Origin of the sequence: Streptomyces sp. NPDC019937 (assembly GCF_040631655.1) — a bacterium.
Lineage (GTDB): Bacteria > Actinomycetota > Actinomycetes > Streptomycetales > Streptomycetaceae > Streptomyces.
Genome location: NZ_JBEYAL010000006.1, coordinates 1 through 16,608, shown reverse-complemented (window position 1 = coordinate 16,608; position 16,608 = coordinate 1). Strand labels below are relative to the sequence as shown.

The window sequence follows — 16,608 nt, the reverse complement described above, 5'->3', positions numbered from 1 at the left end:
CACCACCCCCGGCGGCTTTGTGACGTCCTGCTGCCTTACCCCTGGGCCTCTCCCGAGGCCTGGGTCTCCGAGTCGCGGCGCAGTCCCGGCTTCAGCTCCTTGAGCCGGCCCAGCAGACCGTTGACGAAGGACGGCGAGTCGTCGGTGGAGAACTCCTTGGCGAGCTGCACCGCCTCGTCGATCACCACCGCGTCCGGAGTCGCGTCCTCCCACACCAGCTCATAGGCGCCGAGCCGCAGGATGTTCCGGTCGACGACCGGCATCCGGTCCAGCGTCCAGCCCACCGCGTAGGTGGCGAGCAGCTCGTCGATCCGGGCGGTGTGCTCCGCGTACCCCTCGACGAGCTGCATCGTGTATTCGCTGACCGGCGGCTGCCGATCGTCGGTCCGGGCGTGCCGTATCCAGTCCGCGAGGACGGTCTGCACGGAGCTGCCACGCTGATCGGCCTCGAAAAGGATCTGAAAGGCACGCTTACGGGCCTTGTTGCGGGCAGCCACGGTTAGTTGTTCACCCGACCGAGGTACTCACCGGAACGGGTGTCGACCTTGATCTTCTCACCGGTGGTGATGAAGAGCGGGACGCCGATCTCGTAGCCGGTCTCGAGCTTGGCGGGCTTGGAGCCACCGGTCGAGCGGTCACCCTGGACGCCGGGCTCGGTGTACTCGATCACCAGCTCGACGGCGGCGGGCAGCTCGACATACAGAGGGTTGCCCTCGTACATCGCCACGACCGCCTCGAAACCCTCGAGCAGATACCGGGCGTTGTCGCCGACGACCTCGGGGGTGACATAGATCTGGTCGAACGTGTCCATGTCCATGAACACGAAGCTCTCGCCGTCCTTGTACGAGAACTGCATGCCGCGCTTGTCGACATTGGCCGTCTCGACCTTCACGCCGGCGTTGAAGGTCTTGTCGACCACCTTGCCGGACAGCACGTTCTTGAGCTTGGTGCGCACGAAAGCAGGGCCCTTGCCGGGCTTGACGTGCTGGAACTCGACGACGGACCAGAGCTGGCCGCCTTCGAGCTTGAGCACCATGCCGTTCTTGAGGTCGTTCGTGGATGCCACGGTTGCGGGATCTCCTGGACTGCAGCTGGTGGAGACCAAAAGGCCGCGACGCGCCGTTATCAGCCAGGGCCGCCAGCGGAAAACTGTCAGCCAGAACTACAGCGCGAGCAGCTCTTTGGTCGTGATGGTGAGTAGCTCGGGTCCGCCGTCCGCCTCGGGGCGGACGACGAGCGTGTCGTCGATCCGGACGCCGCCCCGTCCCGGGAGGTGGACCCCCGGTTCGACGGTGACCGGCACACAAGCGTCCAGTTTACCCATGGCCGACGGCGACAGCCGAGGGTCCTCGTCGATTTCCAGGCCCACACCGTGTCCGGTACGCGCCTCGAGCCCCTCCCCGTACCCCGCGGCGTCCAGCACCTGACGGGTCGCCCGGTCCACCTCCCGGTACGCCATGCCCGGCAGCAGCGCCTCCCGTCCGGCCCGCTGAGCGGCGAAGACGATGTCGTACAGCTCGACCTGCCAGTCCGCGGGCGAGGGGCCGACGACGAACGTACGGCCCACCTGGCAGCGGTATCCCCGGTAGTCGGCGCCCAGGCAGATGGTGAGGAAATCGCCCTCCTCCACCCGGCGGTCGGTGGGCAGATGACCGGCCCGGCCCGCGTGCGGCCCCGCGGCGACCACGGTGGGGAACGCCGGTCCGTCCGCGCCGTGATCCACCAGCCGCCGCTCCAGCTCCAGCGCGAGATGGCGCTCGGTGCGGCCCACCAGGATCGATTCCAGCAGCTCGCCGAGGGCCTGGTCGGCCAGCTCCCCGGCGATCCGCATGCACGAGATCTCCTCGTCGTCCTTGACGATCCGCAGCTGCTCGACGGCCCGCCCCAGGTCGGCGAGGCGCAGCCGCGGCACGGCGGAGCCGACCGCCCGGTGGCGGGCCACGGTCAGATCGTGCTCCTCGACGGCCAGCGACTCGGCGCCGTCGGCCGCCGCCAGGTCGGCCGCGGCCACGGCCGGGTCGCCGTCCGCCCCGGCCCCGGACAGCACGAGGACCCGCAGATCCTCCGGATGCGGCCCCGGCACCGGCCCCCACGAGGACGCCTCGGGCGCCACCAGGACGTCCTGGACGGGCCCGAGGAGCAGTGCGGCGCCCGGGGGCGCCTCGCCGCACAGATAGCGCACGTTGGCGGGCCGGGAGACCAGGGCGGCCTCGCTCCCGGCCGCCGCGTACTGGTCGTGCAGGCGGGCACGTCGGGCCGCGTACACCTGGGACATGCCCCGAGCGTACGCACTCCGCCCCACCCCGGCCGTCCGGAAGGGTCCGGATGGGGTCCCGGCCCGGTTACCCGGGATGACCCGGGCTGTCGTCAGAAGGCGGGCGGGCTGGCGATGGAGCGGGCCACCACCTCGTCCAGCATGCGGGCGGTGGTCTCCACGTCGTACGTCGAGTTGTCGATGATCGGCAGGCCCGAGCCGTACCAGCCGGCCATCCGGCCGTGGATGCGGGCGACCTCCTCGTCGCTGAGGCGGCGGTTGCCGCTGCGGGCCGCGTTCCGCTCCAGGACGATTTCGAGGCCGGGCAGCACCACCACGGGCAGCAGGCCCGGGCCGACGTGCCGCTTCCAGCCGCCGAGGCCGACGACGGGGCGGTCGGGGAAGACGGCGTCGTCGAGGATGCAGGAGATGCCGTTGGCCAGGAAGTTACGGGCCGCGAAGCCGCAGGTGCGGCGGGCGAGACGGTACTGCGCCTCGGAGTTCTCGTTCCAGCCCGACTGGGGGTTGGCGAAGCCCGACCTGACCCATTCGCGGACGTCGTCGAGGCTGATGTGGGCGGTGGGCACCCGGCGGCGGTCGGCCCAGTAGCGGGCGACGGTGGTCTTGCCCGCCCCGGCCGGTCCGATGAGCAGCACGGCGACGGCGGCCTGCGAGGCGTCGGCCATCGCCGGGTCCGCGGGCGGGTGGGGCAGCGGGACGGGCCCGCCGGGCGGGAGCTGGATGTGGCCGGTGGTGCCGGGGTGGTCGGCGGGCGGCCCGGGGGGCGGCTGCGGGGTGGGGTGCCCGGCGGTCTGCGGATGGCCCGCCACCGGGGGCGCGGGCGGTGCGGGCACCGGGGGCACGAATCCCGGCGGCATGGGCGCCGCGGGGTGCGCGGGCGGGGTGGGTGGAGCGGGCGCCGGGGGTACGGGCGGGGCCGGGGGGTGCTGCTGGGAACCGGGGGGCTGACTCGCGCTCTGGGCCCAGCCTGCGCCCTGCGGCCCGGGCCCCTGCCCCGCCGGCCGGTGGGACGGTGGCAGCGGAGCTCCCACTGCGTGCTGCATCCGGTGGCACTCCGTCTCGTACGGGCGGCAGTCGTGGCGGACAACTGTCGCGTGGTGACGCGGCGCTGAGGCCGCTCCTACCGAACGGTACCTGCCCCGTCCGCCGCTGTGTGAACGCCCAGGAAACCCGATGAGTGCCCGTCTCGACGCGTCAGCCAGGCAATTCGTCCGCGGGGGCGCGCAACTGCGGGCAAACTCCGCGGTGTTCGAAAGCCCGCGGCGGGGCCGCGGGCTTCGATGGCGATGACACAGTCGTGACCGAATCCGGTCAGCTCCGGGAGGTCTCCTTGGAGACCTCGCCGTACGCGGCGAGCAGCACCGCCGGGTCCGGCCCTTCCAGCACGGTCGGCTTGGCGATGCCGTCCAGCACGATGAAGCGCAGCAGGTCGCCGCGGGACTTCTTGTCGACCTTCATGGTCTCCAGCAGCTTGGGCCACTGGTCGCCGCGGTAGGTGAGCGGCAGGCCGACGGACTGAAGGACGGCGCGGTGCCGGTCGGCGGTGGCGTCGTCCAGACGGCCCGCGAGGCGGCCCAGTTCGGCGGCGAAGACCATGCCGACGGAGACGGCGGCGCCGTGCCGCCAGTTGTAGCGCTCGTTCTTCTCGATGGCGTGCGCGAGGGTGTGCCCGTAGTTCAGGATCTCGCGCAGCCCGGCTTCCCTGAGGTCGCTGGAGACGACCTCGGCCTTGACCCGGATGGACCGCTCGATCAGCTCGGCGGTGTGCGCGCCGCCGGGGGTGCGGGCCGCGGCCGGGTCCTGCTCGATCAGCTCCAGGATGGCCGGGTCGGCGATGAATCCGGCCTTGATGATCTCGGCGAGGCCGCTGATGTAGTCGTTGACGGGCAGCGAGTCCAGCGCGGCCAGGTCGCACAGCACCCCGGCCGGGGGGTGGAAGGCCCCGACGAGGTTCTTGCCCTCGGCGGTGTTGATCCCGGTCTTGCCGCCGACCGCCGCGTCGACCATGCCGAGCACGGTCGTCGGGACGGCGATCCAGCGCACCCCGCGCAGCCAGGTCGCGGCGACGAAGCCCGCGAGGTCGGTGGTCGCGCCGCCGCCGACGCCGACGATGACATCGCTGCGGGTGAAGCCGGTCTGGCCGAGCGCCTTCCAGCAGTACGCGGCGACCTCGGCGGTCTTGGCCTCTTCGGCGTTCGGCAGCTGGATCGCGATGGCCTCGTACCCCTGGTCGGCGAGGTCCTGGCGGATCGCCTCACCGGTCTCGGCCAGCGCCTCGGGGTGCAGGACGGCGACGCGCTTGGCGTCCCCGATCAGCCCGGGCAGCTCGCCGAGGAGCTGCCGGCCGACCAGGACCTCGTACGGCGCGGTGCCCGCGGTGCCGCCGACCTGGATGCGCGTGGGGGTGTCGGTGCTCATGCCTTCTTCAGCTCCAGTGCGTCCATGACGGCGTCGGCGACCTCGTCGGGGGTGCGGCCCTCGGTCGTCACGACGGCTCGGGCGACTTCGGTGTACAGCGGGCGGCGCTGCTCCATCAGCTCGCGCCAGCGCTGGCGCGGGTTGACGGCGAGCAGCGGGCGGGGGGCGTCCAGGCCGGTGCGCTTGACCGCCTCGGCGACGCCCATCTCCAGGAAGACCACCGGCAGGCCGGTGAGCAGGGCGCGGGTGTCCGGGTCGAGGATCGCGCCGCCGCCGAGCGCCAGCACGCCCGGGTGTCCGGTGACGGCGGCCCGTACGGCCTGCCGCTCCAGCTCGCGGAAGTGGGGCTCGCCCTCGTCGATGAAGATCTCGGAGATCTCCTTGCCCGCGGTCGCCACGATGTCGGTGTCGGTGTCGCGGAACGTGGTGTCCAGCCGCTCGGCGAGCACCCGTCCGACGGTGCTCTTGCCGACGCCCATGGGCCCGACCAGCACCACGGCCGGCCCCTCCGGTGCGCTGGGGGCGGTCACCGGATGGCCAGGCTGTCGAGGAAGCCCCGGACGTTGCGGCGGGTCTCGGTGACCGAGTCGCCGCCGAACTTCTCGGCGACCGCTTCGGCCAGGACCAGGGCGACCATGGCCTCGGCGACGATACCGGCGGCCGGTACCGCGCACACGTCCGAGCGCTGGTGGTGGGCCTTGGTGGCCTCGCCGGTGGTGACGTCGACGGTGGCCAGCGCCCGGGGCACGGTCGCGATCGGCTTCATCGCGGCCCGTACCCGCAACAGCTCGCCCGTGGTCAGTCCGCCCTCGGTGCCGCCGGAGCGGCCGGAGGAGCGCCTGATGCCCTCGTCGGTCGACACGATCTCGTCGTGCGCCTGGGAACCGGGCACCCGGGCGAGGTCGAAGCCGTCGCCGACCTCGACGCCCTTGATGGCCTGGATGCCCATCAGCGCGGCGGCCAGCCGCGCGTCCAGCCGGCGGTCCCAGTGCACGTGCGAGCCGAGGCCCACCGGCACGCCGTACGCCAGCACCTCGACGACGCCGCCGAGGGTGTCGCCGTCCTTGTGGGCCTGGTCGATCTCGGCCACCATCGCCTTGCTCGCGTCGGCATCCAGGCAGCGCACCGGGTCGGCGTCGAGCCGCTCGACGTCGGACGGCTCGGGGTAGACCCCGTACGGGGCCTTGGCCGAGGCCAGCTCGGTCACATGGGAGACGATCTCGATCCCGGCGGTCTCCTTGAGGTAGGAGCGGGCGACGGTGCCGAGGGCGACGCGGGCGGCGGTCTCGCGGGCGCTGGCGCGCTCCAGGATGGGGCGGGCCTCGTCGAACCCGTACTTCTGCATCCCGGCGAGGTCGGCGTGGCCGGGGCGGGGGCGGGTCAGCGGCGCGTTACGGGCCAGCCCGTCCAGGATCTCGGGGTCGACCGGGTCGGCGGCCATGACCTGTTCCCACTTGGGCCACTCGGTGTTGCCGACCATGATCGCGACCGGGGAGCCGAGGGTCAGGCCGTGGCGGACGCCGCCGATGAAGGTGACCTCGTCGCGCTCGAACTTCATCCGCGCCCCGCGGCCGTAACCGAGCCGACGCCGCGCGAGGGCGTCCGCCACCATCTCGGTGGTGATCGGCACCCCTGCGGGCAGTCCTTCCAGCGTCGCCACAAGCGCGGGGCCGTGCGACTCCCCCGCGGTCAGCCAGCGCAACCTGCTCAACGGTGCTCCCTCATGCTCGCCCCTCGACGTCTCGTGGCGGGACCTGGTGCGGCCCTGGCCCGCCTCCTTCCGATCCTCCCACGTCCGGTGGAGGGCCCGGGGCGGTGGTCCACCAGACGGACCTGGGTGTGAGACATCGGGGGCGCGGTGGGGCGACGCCGGGGGGGACGCGGAGGGACGTCAGCGGGAGCGGGCGGCGAGGGCCGCCTCGCCCGCCTCGCGCATCGCGGCGAGCGGCGCCGGGGCCCGCCCGGTCATCTGCTCGACCTGCGGCACGGCCTGGTGGACGAGCAGGTCGAGACCGCTGACCACGGCACCGCCGCGCGCCGACCAGGCGCCGGCCAGCGCGGTCGGCCAGGGGTCGTAGAGGACGTCGAAGAGCGTGCCGGGGTGCTCGGGGACGGACGCCGCGAGCGCGTCGGTCGTCCCGGCGGGGGTGGTGGCGATCACCAGCGGGGCGTCGAACGCCGCGGCCGCATCTCCCCAGTCCGCCGTGCGCACCGGCACGCCCAGCCGCTCGCCCCACTGCCGCATCTCGGCCGCCCGGGCGTCGCTGCGGACGTACGCGGTGACCTCGCCGTCGCAGACGCGGGCCAGCGCGGCCAGCGCGGAGGAGGCGGTGGCCCCGGCGCCCAGGACGGCGGCCCGCTCCACCCGCTGGACGCCGCGCTCGGCGAGCGCCGCCACCATGCCGGGGATGTCGGAGTTGTCGCCCAGCCGTCGGCCGTCGTCGGTCAGGACGACCGTGTTGACCGCCTCCACCGAGGCCGCCGTGTCGCTGACGCGGTCCAGCAGCGGGATGACCGCGCGCTTGAGCGGCATCGTGACGGAGAACCCCGCCCAGCCCGGGTCGTACGGTCCGCCCAGCCGCTCGAAGAAGCCCGGCAGCGCGGCCTCGTCCAGTTCGACGGTGCCGTAGTGCCAGTCGTCGAGCCCCAGCTTCCGGTACGCGGCGTTGTGCAGGGCCGGGGAGAGGGAGTGGGAGACCGGCGAGCCGAGCACGGCTGCCTTGCGGTTGTGCGACATCTTTCCTCAGCCGTTGTTCTCGCGCTGCTGCTTGTTGAACTTGTCGACCCACTTCTGGTGTTCCGCGTAGGTCTTGGAGAACTGGCTCTTGTTGCCGATCGCCACGAAGTAGTACCAGCCGTCGCTGGTCGGGTTCATCGACGCCTTGAGCGCGTCCGCGCCGGGGTTCCCGATCGGGCCCGGCGGCAGGCCTTGGTAGAAGTAGGTGTTGTACGGGTTGTCGTAGCCCTTGATCTCGCTGACCGAGATGTCGAGCTTGCTCTGGTTCTTGATGTAGTTGTACGTCGAGTCGAATTCCAGCTTGCCGTTGGTCTGGCTGTTGCCGGGCTTGAGCCGGTTGTAGACCACTTCGGCCATCTTGCGGAAGTCATCGTGGGTCACGCCCTCCGCCTGGACCAGGCTCGCCACGGTGATGAGTTGCAGCGGGCTCTTGAGGCCCAGCTCCTTGGCCTGGCCCTCCAGATCCTGCCGCGCGTAGTTCCGCTTGGCCTCGGCGACCATCTTGCGCAGGACGTCCGTCGGTTTGGCGTTCTTGCCCACGCTGTAGCGGGAGGGGTAGAGGAATCCTTCCAGCGGGTCCTTGATCTTGGCATTGTCGTTCGCCCAGGACGGCAGGCCGAGGTTCTTGGCCTCCTTCTTGGCGATGCCCGCGGTGGTGCCCGCCTTGACGCCGGTCTTCTTGTCGATCGCCGCGTAGACCGCCGCGTCGCGCATGCCCTCGGTGACGATCAGGGCGTTGCTGCTGGCGGGGCTGAGCATCAGCTTCACCGCGGCCGCGCCGGACATTTCCTTACGGAGGGTGTAGGTGCCCGGCTGGACGAACTTGCCGCTGTCCTCGACGGCTTCCACGAAGGCGCCGCTGCTCTTGATCACGCCCTTCTCGGCGAGGATGCTGCCGATCTCGGCGTTGCCCGAGCCGTCGGGCACCTCCACCTCGACCTGCCCGGAGCCCTGGCCCTCGTAGTCCGGCGCCGGGCCGAAGCGGGTCTGCCAGAAGTCGTAGGCGAAGTAGCCGCCTCCGCCGACGGCACCCACCAGGACGACGGTGACGAAGAGGCAGGCGACCCCGCTGCGGCGCTTGGCCCCGGCCTTCCCTTGCGCCTTCTTGGACTTCTTGCCCTTCCGGGAGCGGCCCTCGGAGTCGTCGGCGTCGTCCCCGGCGTCGTCGTCCGAGGCGAAGAACGGGTGGTCATCCTTCGGAGCGTCCTGCCGGGACGCCTGGGGCTCGGGCTCCTGTGCCTCCTGCGGCACCTGGGGCATCTGCTGGGTCTCCCCCGGCGCCTGCGCGTCCTGCTGCCGCGGCTCGTGCTGTTGCTGCGGCTCGTGGTGTTCCTGCGGCTGGTGGTGTTGCTGCGGCTCGTGCGCCGCCTGCTGCGGGAAGCCCTCCTGGGCGCCGCCCTGGGCCGCGTAGGCGTAGGGGTCGTTCGGGTCCATCCCGCCGCCGTAGGAACCGTCCCAGCCGCCGTTGCCGCTGGTGTCGTGCCCCTGCTGCCCGTACTGCTCCCACGGCGGCTGCTGTTGCTGCTGCGGGAACGGCTGGGCGTCCTGCGGGTATCCATGCGGGTACTGCTGGTGTCCGTAGGGGTCCTGCGCGTAGACGTCCTGGCCGTGGGCGCCCTGGGCGTAGACGTCCTGCGCGTAGGCGTCGTGCGGGTAACCGTCCTGCGCGTAGGGGCCCTGTCCGTAGGGGTCGTTCGGGTCCTGCGGGTACGGCTCCTGCCCGGTCACCGCCTGATGCCCGCCCCATCCCTGGTCCCCGTACAACGGGTCCTCGGGATGCCACGGTTGGGAGCCGGGTCCCCGGCCGTACTCAGTCATCGAACCCCTAGCGATGGCGGTGGCAGCCACCGAGTGCGCTCGCGGCACAAGAGACGGCTGCCATGTCGCGCGGAACGTTACCGTATCGCGATCAGATGACCACTTCGACGGCCTCGCCCGGCGCCCGGCCGGAGGCCCGCTCTGTCTCCAGCGCGCTCTGCAGGATGACCACCGCGGCTGCCTGGTCAACGACCGAACGGCCCTTCTTGGACGACACCCCGGAAGCCCGGAGGCCGTGCGCCGCTGTGACGGTCGTCATACGCTCGTCGACCAGCCGTACGGACACCGGCTGGACCCGCCGCGCCAGCTCCCGCGCGAAGGTGCGCACCTTGGCCGCGGCCGGCCCCTCGCGCCCGTTGAGCGAGCGCGGGAGGCCGATCACCACCTCGATGGGCTCGTACTCCTCGACGAGGGCCGCCAGCCGCTTGTGGGCGGCCGGGATGTCACGTCCCGGCACGGTCTCCACGGGGGTGGCGAGGATCCCGTCGGGGTCGCACGAGGCGACCCCGATCCGGGCGTCCCCGACGTCGATGGCGATGCGCCGGCCACGTCGCACGGCTACTGGCCCGCTTCCGCGACGAGCCGCTCGACGGCCTCGATGGCGTCGCCGACGGCGTCCGGGTTCTGGCCGCCGCCCTGGGCGACGTCCGGCTTGCCGCCGCCTCCGCCGCCGAGCGTCTTGGCGGCGGTACGGACCAGGTCACCGGCCTTGAGTCCGCGCTCGCGCGCCGTCTCGTTGGTGGCGATGACGGTCAGCGGGCGGCCGTTCGCCACGGTGAACAGGGCGACGACGGCGGGCCGGTCGAGGGCCCCCGCCTTCTGGTCCAGCCGTCCGCGCACGTCCAGCACCAGCTTGCGCAGGTCGTCGGCGGTCGTGCCGTCCGGCACCCGGCCGGTGGCCAGGGTGACGCCCCGGACGTCCTTGGCGCCCTCGGCGAGCCCGGCGGCGGCCTGCAGCACCTTCTCGGCGCGGAACCGCTCGATCTCCTTCTCCGCGTCCCGGAGCTTGGTGATCATTCCGGAGATCTTCTCCGGAAGCTCCTCGGGGCGCCCCTTGACCAGGTCGGTGAGCTGGGAGACGACCGTGTGCTCACGGGCGAGGAAGTTGTAGGCGTCCACGCCCACCAGGGCCTCCACGCGGCGCACGCCGGAGCCGATGGAGGACTCGCCGAGCAGCTTCACCAGACCCAGCTGGGCGGTGTTGTGGACGTGCGTACCGCCGCACAGCTCCTTGGAGAAGTCGCCGATGGTCACCACGCGCACCCGGTCGCCGTACTTCTCGCCGAACTCGGCGATGGCGCCCTGCTTCTTGGCGTCGTCCATGCTCATCACCTCGGCGGTGACGTCGAGTTCGCGGGAGAGCACCTCGTTGATCTTCTGCTCGACGTCGGTGAGCACCGTGCCGGGGACGGCGGTCGGCGAGCCGAAGTCGAAGCGGAAGCGGCCGGGCGAGTTCTCCGAACCGGCCTGGGCGGCGGTCGGGCCGAGCGCGTCGCGCAGCGCCTGGTGGGTGAGGTGGGTGGCGCTGTGGGCGCGGGCGATGGCCCGGCGGCGCCTGACGTCGATCTCGGCGTACGCGGCGGAGCCGACCGTCACCTCGCCGACCTGGACGACGCCCTTGTGCACGCTGACGCCGGGCACCGGCTGCTGGACGTCCCGCACCTCGACGACGGCGCCGGAGGCCAGCTTGATCTTGCCGGTGTCGGCGAGCTGGCCGCCGCCCTCGGCGTAGAACGGGGTGCGGTCCAGGACGACCTCGACGTCGTCGCCCTCGGAGGCGGCGGGCGAGGAGACCCCGTCGACCAGCAGGCCGACGACGGTGGACTCACCGGAGGTGTCGCTGTATCCGGTGAAGACGGTCGAGCCGGAGGTGTCGGCGACCTCGCGGTAGGCGGACAGGTCGGCGTGGCCGGTCTTCTTGGCCTTGGCGTCGGCCTTGGCGCGCTCCCGCTGCTCCCGCATCAGGCGGCGGAAGCCGTCCTCGTCCACCGAGAGGCCCTGTTCGGCGGCCATCTCCAGGGTGAGGTCGATCGGGAAACCCCAGGTGTCGTGGAGCAGGAACGCCTTGTCGCCGGGGAGGACGGTGGAGCCCGCGGCCTTGGTGTCGGTGACGGCGGTATCGAGGATGTTGGTGCCGGCCTTGAGGGTCTTCAGGAAGGCCGACTCCTCGGCGAGCGCGACGGTCTCGATGCGCTTGCGGTCGGTCAGCAGCTCCGGGTACTGCTCGCCCATGGTCGTGAGGACGGTGTCCACCAGCTCGGCGACGACCGGCTCGGCGGCGCCGAGGATGCGCATGTTGCGGATGGCGCGGCGCATGATGCGGCGCAGCACATAGCCGCGGCCCTCGTTGCCGGGGGTGACGCCGTCGCCGATGAGCATGACGGAGGTGCGCATGTGGTCGGCGACCACGCGCAGCGATACGTCGGAGTCATGGGCGGCGCCGTAGGCGACCCCGGTCAGCTCGGTGGCCTTGTCGATCACGACGCGCAGGGTGTCGGTCTCGTACATGTTCTGCACGCCCTGCAGGATCATCGCGAGGCGTTCGAGGCCGAGACCGGTGTCGATGTTCTTGCTGGGCAGCTCGCCGAGGATGGGGAAGTTCTCCTTGCCCTCGCCCGGGCCGCGCTCGTACTGCATGAAGACCAGGTTCCAGATCTCCACGTAGCGCTCGTCGTTGACGGCCGGGCCGCCCTCCACGCCGAACTCCGGACCACGGTCGTAGTTGATCTCGGAGCAGGGGCCGCAGGGGCCGGGGACGCCCATGGACCAGTAGTTGGGGCCCATGCCCAGGCGCTGGATGCGCTCCGCGGGGACGCCGACGACGTCGCGCCAGATGCGCTCGGCCTCGTCGTCCTGCTCGTAGACGGTGATCCAAAGGCGCTGGGGGTCGAGACCGTAGCCACCGTCCGCCACGGAGCCGGTGAGCAGCTCCCAGGCGTAGGTGATGGCGCCTTCCTTGAAGTAGTCGCCGAACGAGAAGTTGCCGCACATCTGGAAGAACGTGCCGTGCCGGGTGGTCTTGCCGACCTCTTCGATGTCCGGCGTGCGCACGCACTTCTGCACGCTCACGGCGCGCTTGTAGGGCGGCTGGACCTCACCCAGGAAGAACGGCTTGAAGGGGACCATGCCCGCGTTGACGAGCAGCAGGGTCGGGTCGTCCGCGATGAGCGACGCCGACGGCACGACGGTGTGCCCGCGCTCCTCGAAGAAGCGCAGCCAGCGGCGGCGGATTTCAGCCGACTCCATCAGTGGTCCTCATTTCGGGCGTTCGGGTTGGGGTAGGGGGACGTGTGCGTGAGCTGGGCCCGGCCGCGCTGGGCCGGCAGCTGGGTGAGGTCGTTGGCGGGCGCCGAGGTCAGGCCCAGTGCGTCCTTGAGGGCCGCCTCGCGGTCGGCCATGCCGTCGCGCACATCGAGCGCGAAGACCTTGATCCGCCGTCCGGCGAGCACCGCCCGGTCGGCGGCCTGCGCCGCCAGGCTCTCGGGGGTGAGCTGGTTGAGCTTGCGCTGGACCTTGGTGGTGGCCCACACACCGGCTGCGACGCCGGTGGTGAACCAGAAAGTGCGGCGGAACATCCGGTCTCTCAGCCCTTCGATCCACGGTTGCGGCGGCCGCCCCGGCGGGCGGACGGCAAGGTCTTGCCGATGACGACGGTGGGCGCGGGCTCGCTCTCGGGCCGGCCCTTGCGGCCGATCGCGCGCCGGACGCCGTAGCCGAACGCCGCCACCTTGACCAGCGGTCCGCCGAAGGCGGAGGAGACGGTCGAGGACAGCGCGGAGGCGTTCGAGGTGACCTCCTGGACGTCGGAGGCGATCGAGTCCACGCGCGCGAGCTGGGTGTTCGCCTCGCGCACGGTCGCCGACGCCTCGCTGAGCAGCGGCACCGCCTGCTCGGTGACCTCCGCCACCAGCCGGGTGGCCGCCTTGAGCGTCTGGGCGAGTCTCACCAGGGCGAGGGCGAGGAAGGACACCAGGATGGCCCAGAAGACGGCCACGAGGATCCCGGCCACCTCTCCACCGGACACGTTGCACCGCTCCCTGCTGCCGATCACGTCGGTCGTCGTCGTTCAGGTCGTCCGTTGTCCCAGTCGTCCGTCGCCCGCCGGTCTCGAGCGGGTCGTCCGGGCGCGGGCGGCAGGTAACGACCCTATCGCGCCGGACAGGCCCGGCTGAAACGCATTCCGCTCGGCCAAACAGCCCGCGGGTTCCCCCCGACACACACCGGTCGATGGGGAACCCGCGGGCTGATGAGCGCGTACGGTCCGCTGGGTCAGCGGGCGTAGTACTCGACGACGAGCTGCTCGTCGCAGATCACCGGGACCTCCTTGCGGTTCGGGTCCCGGTCGAGGCGGAAGGCGAGCGCCTTCAGGTTGACCTGCAGGTAACGCGGGGTCTCGCCGTCGGGGGCGTAGCCACCCTCGCGGGCCACCTGGAAGGGGTGCTTCTCGCGGCTGCGCTCGCGGACCATCACCACGTCGTCCGGGCTGACCCGGAAGGAGGGCTTGTCGACCTTGCGGCCGTTGACCTCGATGTGACCGTGGACCACCATCTGGCGGGCCTGGTAGATCGTGCGGGCGATTCCCGACCGCAGGACGAGCGCGTCCAGACGGCGCTCAAGCTCGATGATCAGGGCTTCGCCTGTCTTGCCTTCGACCTTCCGAGCGCGGTCGTAGGCACGGGCCATCTGACGCTCGCTGATGTCGTACTGAGCGCGCAGACGCTGCTTCTCCAGCAGCCGGACCTTGTAGTCACTGGTCTGCTTGCGGCCACGGCCGTGCTCGCCGGGCGGGTAGGGACGGGCCTCGAAGTACTTGACGGCCTTCGGCGTCAGCGCGATGCCGAGCGCCCTCGACTTCTTGACCTTGGGACGCGACTGGTTCACGTGGAACGAACCTCCATGTAAGTTAGGTGAGCCTTACCTTAGCCGAGGAGAACGCATGTTTCGACCTGGGATCCCCCTGCCCAGCACTGCTCAGAGTCTTGAGGAGGGTCAGCCGCGTCCCAAGGAAGACGCCCTGCGGCCGACGGCGGCAGAGCGTGTACGGACTCTCGTGGAAAACAAGGCTACGGCGTCGTTGACGATTCCCGGAATCGAGGTCCCCGACGATCTCGGCATGGACGGACCGGCCGCTCGCGCCGTCACCCCGGACGGGGATGTGCTGTTGCTGCTCCCCGGCGGCTCACCCGCGGCCCGCGCGGCGGCCCACGCGCAGGACGACGATCTGACCTGCGTGATGGAGATCACGGACGTCGCCCCGGTCGCGGTGCCCCAGCGGATCCGCGGCCGCGCCTGGGTGGCCGGCTGGCTCACTCCCGTACGCGGCGGCGACCGCGCCGCGAGCGCTGCCCTGCTGGCAGAGCACCATCCGGTCGGAGAGCTGCTGGGCCTCGGGGAGGCCCTTCAGCCCGACCCGTCCACCTGGCCGCGCGGCCGGGCCGCCGCCTGGACGCCGCTGCGGCTGGAGGTCGCCGAGGCGGGCGTGGACGACCTGTGGGGCGCGGACGGCGTCGAGCCGGACGACTTCGCGCAGGCCGCCCCCGACCCGCTGGCCCCGCTCGAGGCCGAGCTGCTGCAGCACCTGCACGCCGCCCACAGCGACCAGGTGCGCGGGCTGTGCGCCCTGCTGGGCGAGCGCTCGTCCATGGTGTGCACCCGCGGCCCCTCGATCCCCGTGGCCCTGGACCGCTTCGGCCTGCGCGTCCGCTTCACGGACGACGCCGACCGGCCGTTCGACGCGCGCTTCGACTTCCCGGAGCCGGTGCGGAGCGTCTCCGAACTGCGCCGCGCGATGCACATCCTGTTCGAGGCGGCCGCCGGTTAGGCGGTCTCCGCTTACGAGGACTCCGGCGGCGGGTCGCCGCGCAGCCGCGCCCGGACCCGCTCGACCACATCGGCGTAGCGGGCCTCCGCCCCGTACCGCGTCGGCTCGTAGTAGCGCTTTCCGTGGATCTTGTCCGGCGCGTACTGCTGCGCCGCGATGCCGCCCGGCAGATCGTGCGGATACAGATACCCCTGGGCGTGGCCGAGCTTTTCGGCGCCCTTGTAGTGCCCGTCCCGCAGATGCGGCGGCACCGGGCCCGCGAGCCCCGCCCGGACGTCCGCCAGCGCCGCCCCGATCGCCGTCGTGGCCGCGTTGGACTTGGGCGCCAGCGCCAGCGCGATCGTGGCGTGGCTCAGCGTCAGGGCGGCCTCGGGAAAGCCGATCAGCGCGACCGCCTGCGCCGCCGCCACGGCGGTGGGCAGGGCGGTCGGGTCCGCCAGCCCGATGTCCTCGCTCGCCGAGATCATCAGCCGCCGCGCGATGAACCGCGGGTCCTCCCCCGCCTCGATCATCCGCGCCAGATAGTGCAGCGCGGCATCCACATCCGAGCCGCGGATCGACTTGATGAGAGCGCTTGCCACGTCATAGTGCTGATCACCGGCCCGGTCATAGGTGACCGCGGCCCGGTCGACCGCCTCCTCCAGCGTGGTCAGCGTGATCTCCGCCTCGCCCTTGGCCAGCGCCGACCCGGCGCCCGCCTCCAGGGCGGTGAGCGCCCGCCGGGCGTCGCCGCCCGCGATCCGCAGCAGATGCCCCTCGGCCTCCTCGGGGAGGGTGACCGCGCCGCCGAGCCCCCGCTCGTCGGTCAGCGCGCGGCGCACCAGCCCGCGCAGATCGTCGTCGGTGAGCGGCTCCAGGGTGAGCAGCAGCGAGCGGGACAGCAGCGGGGAGATCACCGAGAAGTACGGGTTCTCCGTGGTGGCCGCGATCAGGGTGACCCAGCGGTTCTCCACGGCGGGCAGCAGCGAGTCCTGCTGCGCCTTGCTGAAGCGGTGGATCTCGTCCAGGAAGAGCACGGTCTCCCGGCCGTACGCCCCCGAGGAGCGGCGCGCCCCGTCGATGACGGCCCGCACCTCCTTGACCCCCGCGGTGATCGCCGACAGCTCCACGAACCGCTTCTGGGTGGCCTGGCTGACCACGTACGCGAGGGTGGTCTTCCCGATCCCGGGCGGGCCCCACAGCAGGACCGAGGACGGCCCGGCCGGGCCCCCGCTGCCCTCGCCGACCAGTCTCCGCAACGGCGATCCGGGGCGCAGCAGATGCTGCTGGCCCACGACCTCGTCCAGCGTGCGCGGGCGCATGCGCACGGCCAGCGGGCTGCTGGAAGGGTCCTTCTCCTGGCGGTCCTCGGCGGCGGCGGTGAACAGGTCTGGCTCCACCCCGAAAGCCTATGGCACCGCACCGACAGCACCGGCTTCCAGGGGTTCGGGCCAGGGGGTGTCTTGCCGATCATGCCGGGCTCCCGACGCCGCTGTGACATCAGCCGCTGCCGCGGCGGGCGGCACCTCGCGGCCCCGCGCTCGTCGCACGCAGCGCCGC

16 protein-coding genes are annotated in these 16,608 nt (G+C 71.9%); 1 reads left to right on the top strand and 15 read right to left on the bottom strand.

All coding sequences use genetic code 11. The features are described 5' to 3' along the window. Positions 1-35: 35 nt before the first annotated feature. The 14 genes from nusB to rpsD all read right to left on the bottom strand — a co-directional run bounded on the left by nusB (position 36) and on the right by rpsD (position 14,129). Entirely contained in the window at positions 36-497 is a 462-nt protein-coding gene (gene nusB / locus ABZ562_RS06910) for a transcription antitermination factor NusB (RefSeq protein WP_361475014.1), read from the bottom strand. A gap of 2 nt (positions 498-499) precedes the next feature. After that, the gene (gene efp / locus ABZ562_RS06905) at positions 500-1,066 is read right to left on the bottom strand and encodes an elongation factor P (RefSeq protein ID WP_179937780.1); all 567 of its coding nucleotides are present in this window, start codon (positions 1,064-1,066) and stop codon (positions 500-502) included. A gap of 96 nt (positions 1,067-1,162) precedes the next feature. After that, entirely contained in the window at positions 1,163-2,275 is a 1,113-nt protein-coding gene (locus tag ABZ562_RS06900; protein WP_361475011.1) for an aminopeptidase P family protein, read from the bottom strand. Positions 2,276-2,367: 92 nt separating this feature from the next. Further along, complete coding sequence (locus tag ABZ562_RS06895) at positions 2,368-3,318, bottom strand: AAA family ATPase (protein WP_361475009.1); 951 nt, start codon at positions 3,316-3,318, stop codon at positions 2,368-2,370. A 268-nt stretch (positions 3,319-3,586) separates the two neighbouring features. Further along, entirely contained in the window at positions 3,587-4,693 is a 1,107-nt protein-coding gene (gene aroB / locus ABZ562_RS06890; RefSeq protein ID WP_361475007.1) for a 3-dehydroquinate synthase, read from the bottom strand. Then, entirely contained in the window at positions 4,690-5,172 is a 483-nt protein-coding gene (locus ABZ562_RS06885) for a shikimate kinase (RefSeq protein WP_055557595.1), read from the bottom strand. Before ABZ562_RS06885 ends, aroB begins: the two co-directional genes overlap by 4 nt. A 47-nt stretch (positions 5,173-5,219) precedes the next feature. After that, positions 5,220-6,404: a chorismate synthase gene (aroC, locus tag ABZ562_RS06880; protein ID WP_361475005.1), complete on the bottom strand. Its 1,185-nt coding sequence runs from the start codon at positions 6,402-6,404 to the stop codon at positions 5,220-5,222. A 180-nt stretch (positions 6,405-6,584) separates the two neighbouring features. Continuing rightward, the gene (locus tag ABZ562_RS06875) at positions 6,585-7,430 is read right to left on the bottom strand and encodes a shikimate dehydrogenase (protein WP_361475003.1); all 846 of its coding nucleotides are present in this window, start codon (positions 7,428-7,430) and stop codon (positions 6,585-6,587) included. 6 nt (positions 7,431-7,436) lie between these two features. Beyond that, positions 7,437-9,248, bottom strand: coding sequence for an endolytic transglycosylase MltG (gene mltG / locus ABZ562_RS06870; protein ID WP_361475001.1), 1,812 nt, complete (start codon positions 9,246-9,248; stop codon positions 7,437-7,439). A gap of 91 nt (positions 9,249-9,339) precedes the next feature. Next, positions 9,340-9,804: a Holliday junction resolvase RuvX gene (gene ruvX, locus ABZ562_RS06865; RefSeq protein ID WP_055557549.1), complete on the bottom strand. Its 465-nt coding sequence runs from the start codon at positions 9,802-9,804 to the stop codon at positions 9,340-9,342. 2 nt (positions 9,805-9,806) lie between these two features. Further along, on the bottom strand, positions 9,807-12,494 hold the full coding sequence (gene alaS, locus ABZ562_RS06860) for an alanine--tRNA ligase (RefSeq protein ID WP_361474999.1): 2,688 nt from the start codon (positions 12,492-12,494) through the stop codon (positions 9,807-9,809). Next, positions 12,494-12,823 (bottom strand): DUF6167 family protein, encoded by a 330-nt coding sequence (locus ABZ562_RS06855; RefSeq protein WP_361474997.1) that lies wholly within the window; start codon positions 12,821-12,823, stop codon positions 12,494-12,496. Before ABZ562_RS06855 ends, alaS begins: the two co-directional genes overlap by 1 nt. Positions 12,824-12,831: 8 nt before the next feature. Continuing rightward, a complete protein-coding gene (locus ABZ562_RS06850; protein ID WP_361474995.1) occupies positions 12,832-13,272 on the bottom strand; it encodes a DUF948 domain-containing protein in 441 nt (146 codons plus the stop codon). A gap of 245 nt (positions 13,273-13,517) precedes the next feature. Next, on the bottom strand, positions 13,518-14,129 hold the full coding sequence (rpsD, locus tag ABZ562_RS06845; RefSeq protein ID WP_361474993.1) for a 30S ribosomal protein S4: 612 nt from the start codon (positions 14,127-14,129) through the stop codon (positions 13,518-13,520). Positions 14,130-14,322: 193 nt separating this feature from the next. On the opposite strand from rpsD, the gene ABZ562_RS06840 reads away from it, so the two are divergent. Continuing rightward, complete coding sequence (locus tag ABZ562_RS06840; protein WP_361474991.1) at positions 14,323-15,069, top strand: DUF2470 domain-containing protein; 747 nt, start codon at positions 14,323-14,325, stop codon at positions 15,067-15,069. Between the two features lie 11 nt (positions 15,070-15,080). Here the strand turns inward: ABZ562_RS06840 and ABZ562_RS06835 are convergent, their stop codons facing one another. Continuing rightward, a complete protein-coding gene (locus ABZ562_RS06835; RefSeq protein WP_361474989.1) occupies positions 15,081-16,448 on the bottom strand; it encodes a replication-associated recombination protein A in 1,368 nt (455 codons plus the stop codon). Positions 16,449-16,608 lie beyond the last annotated feature (160 nt).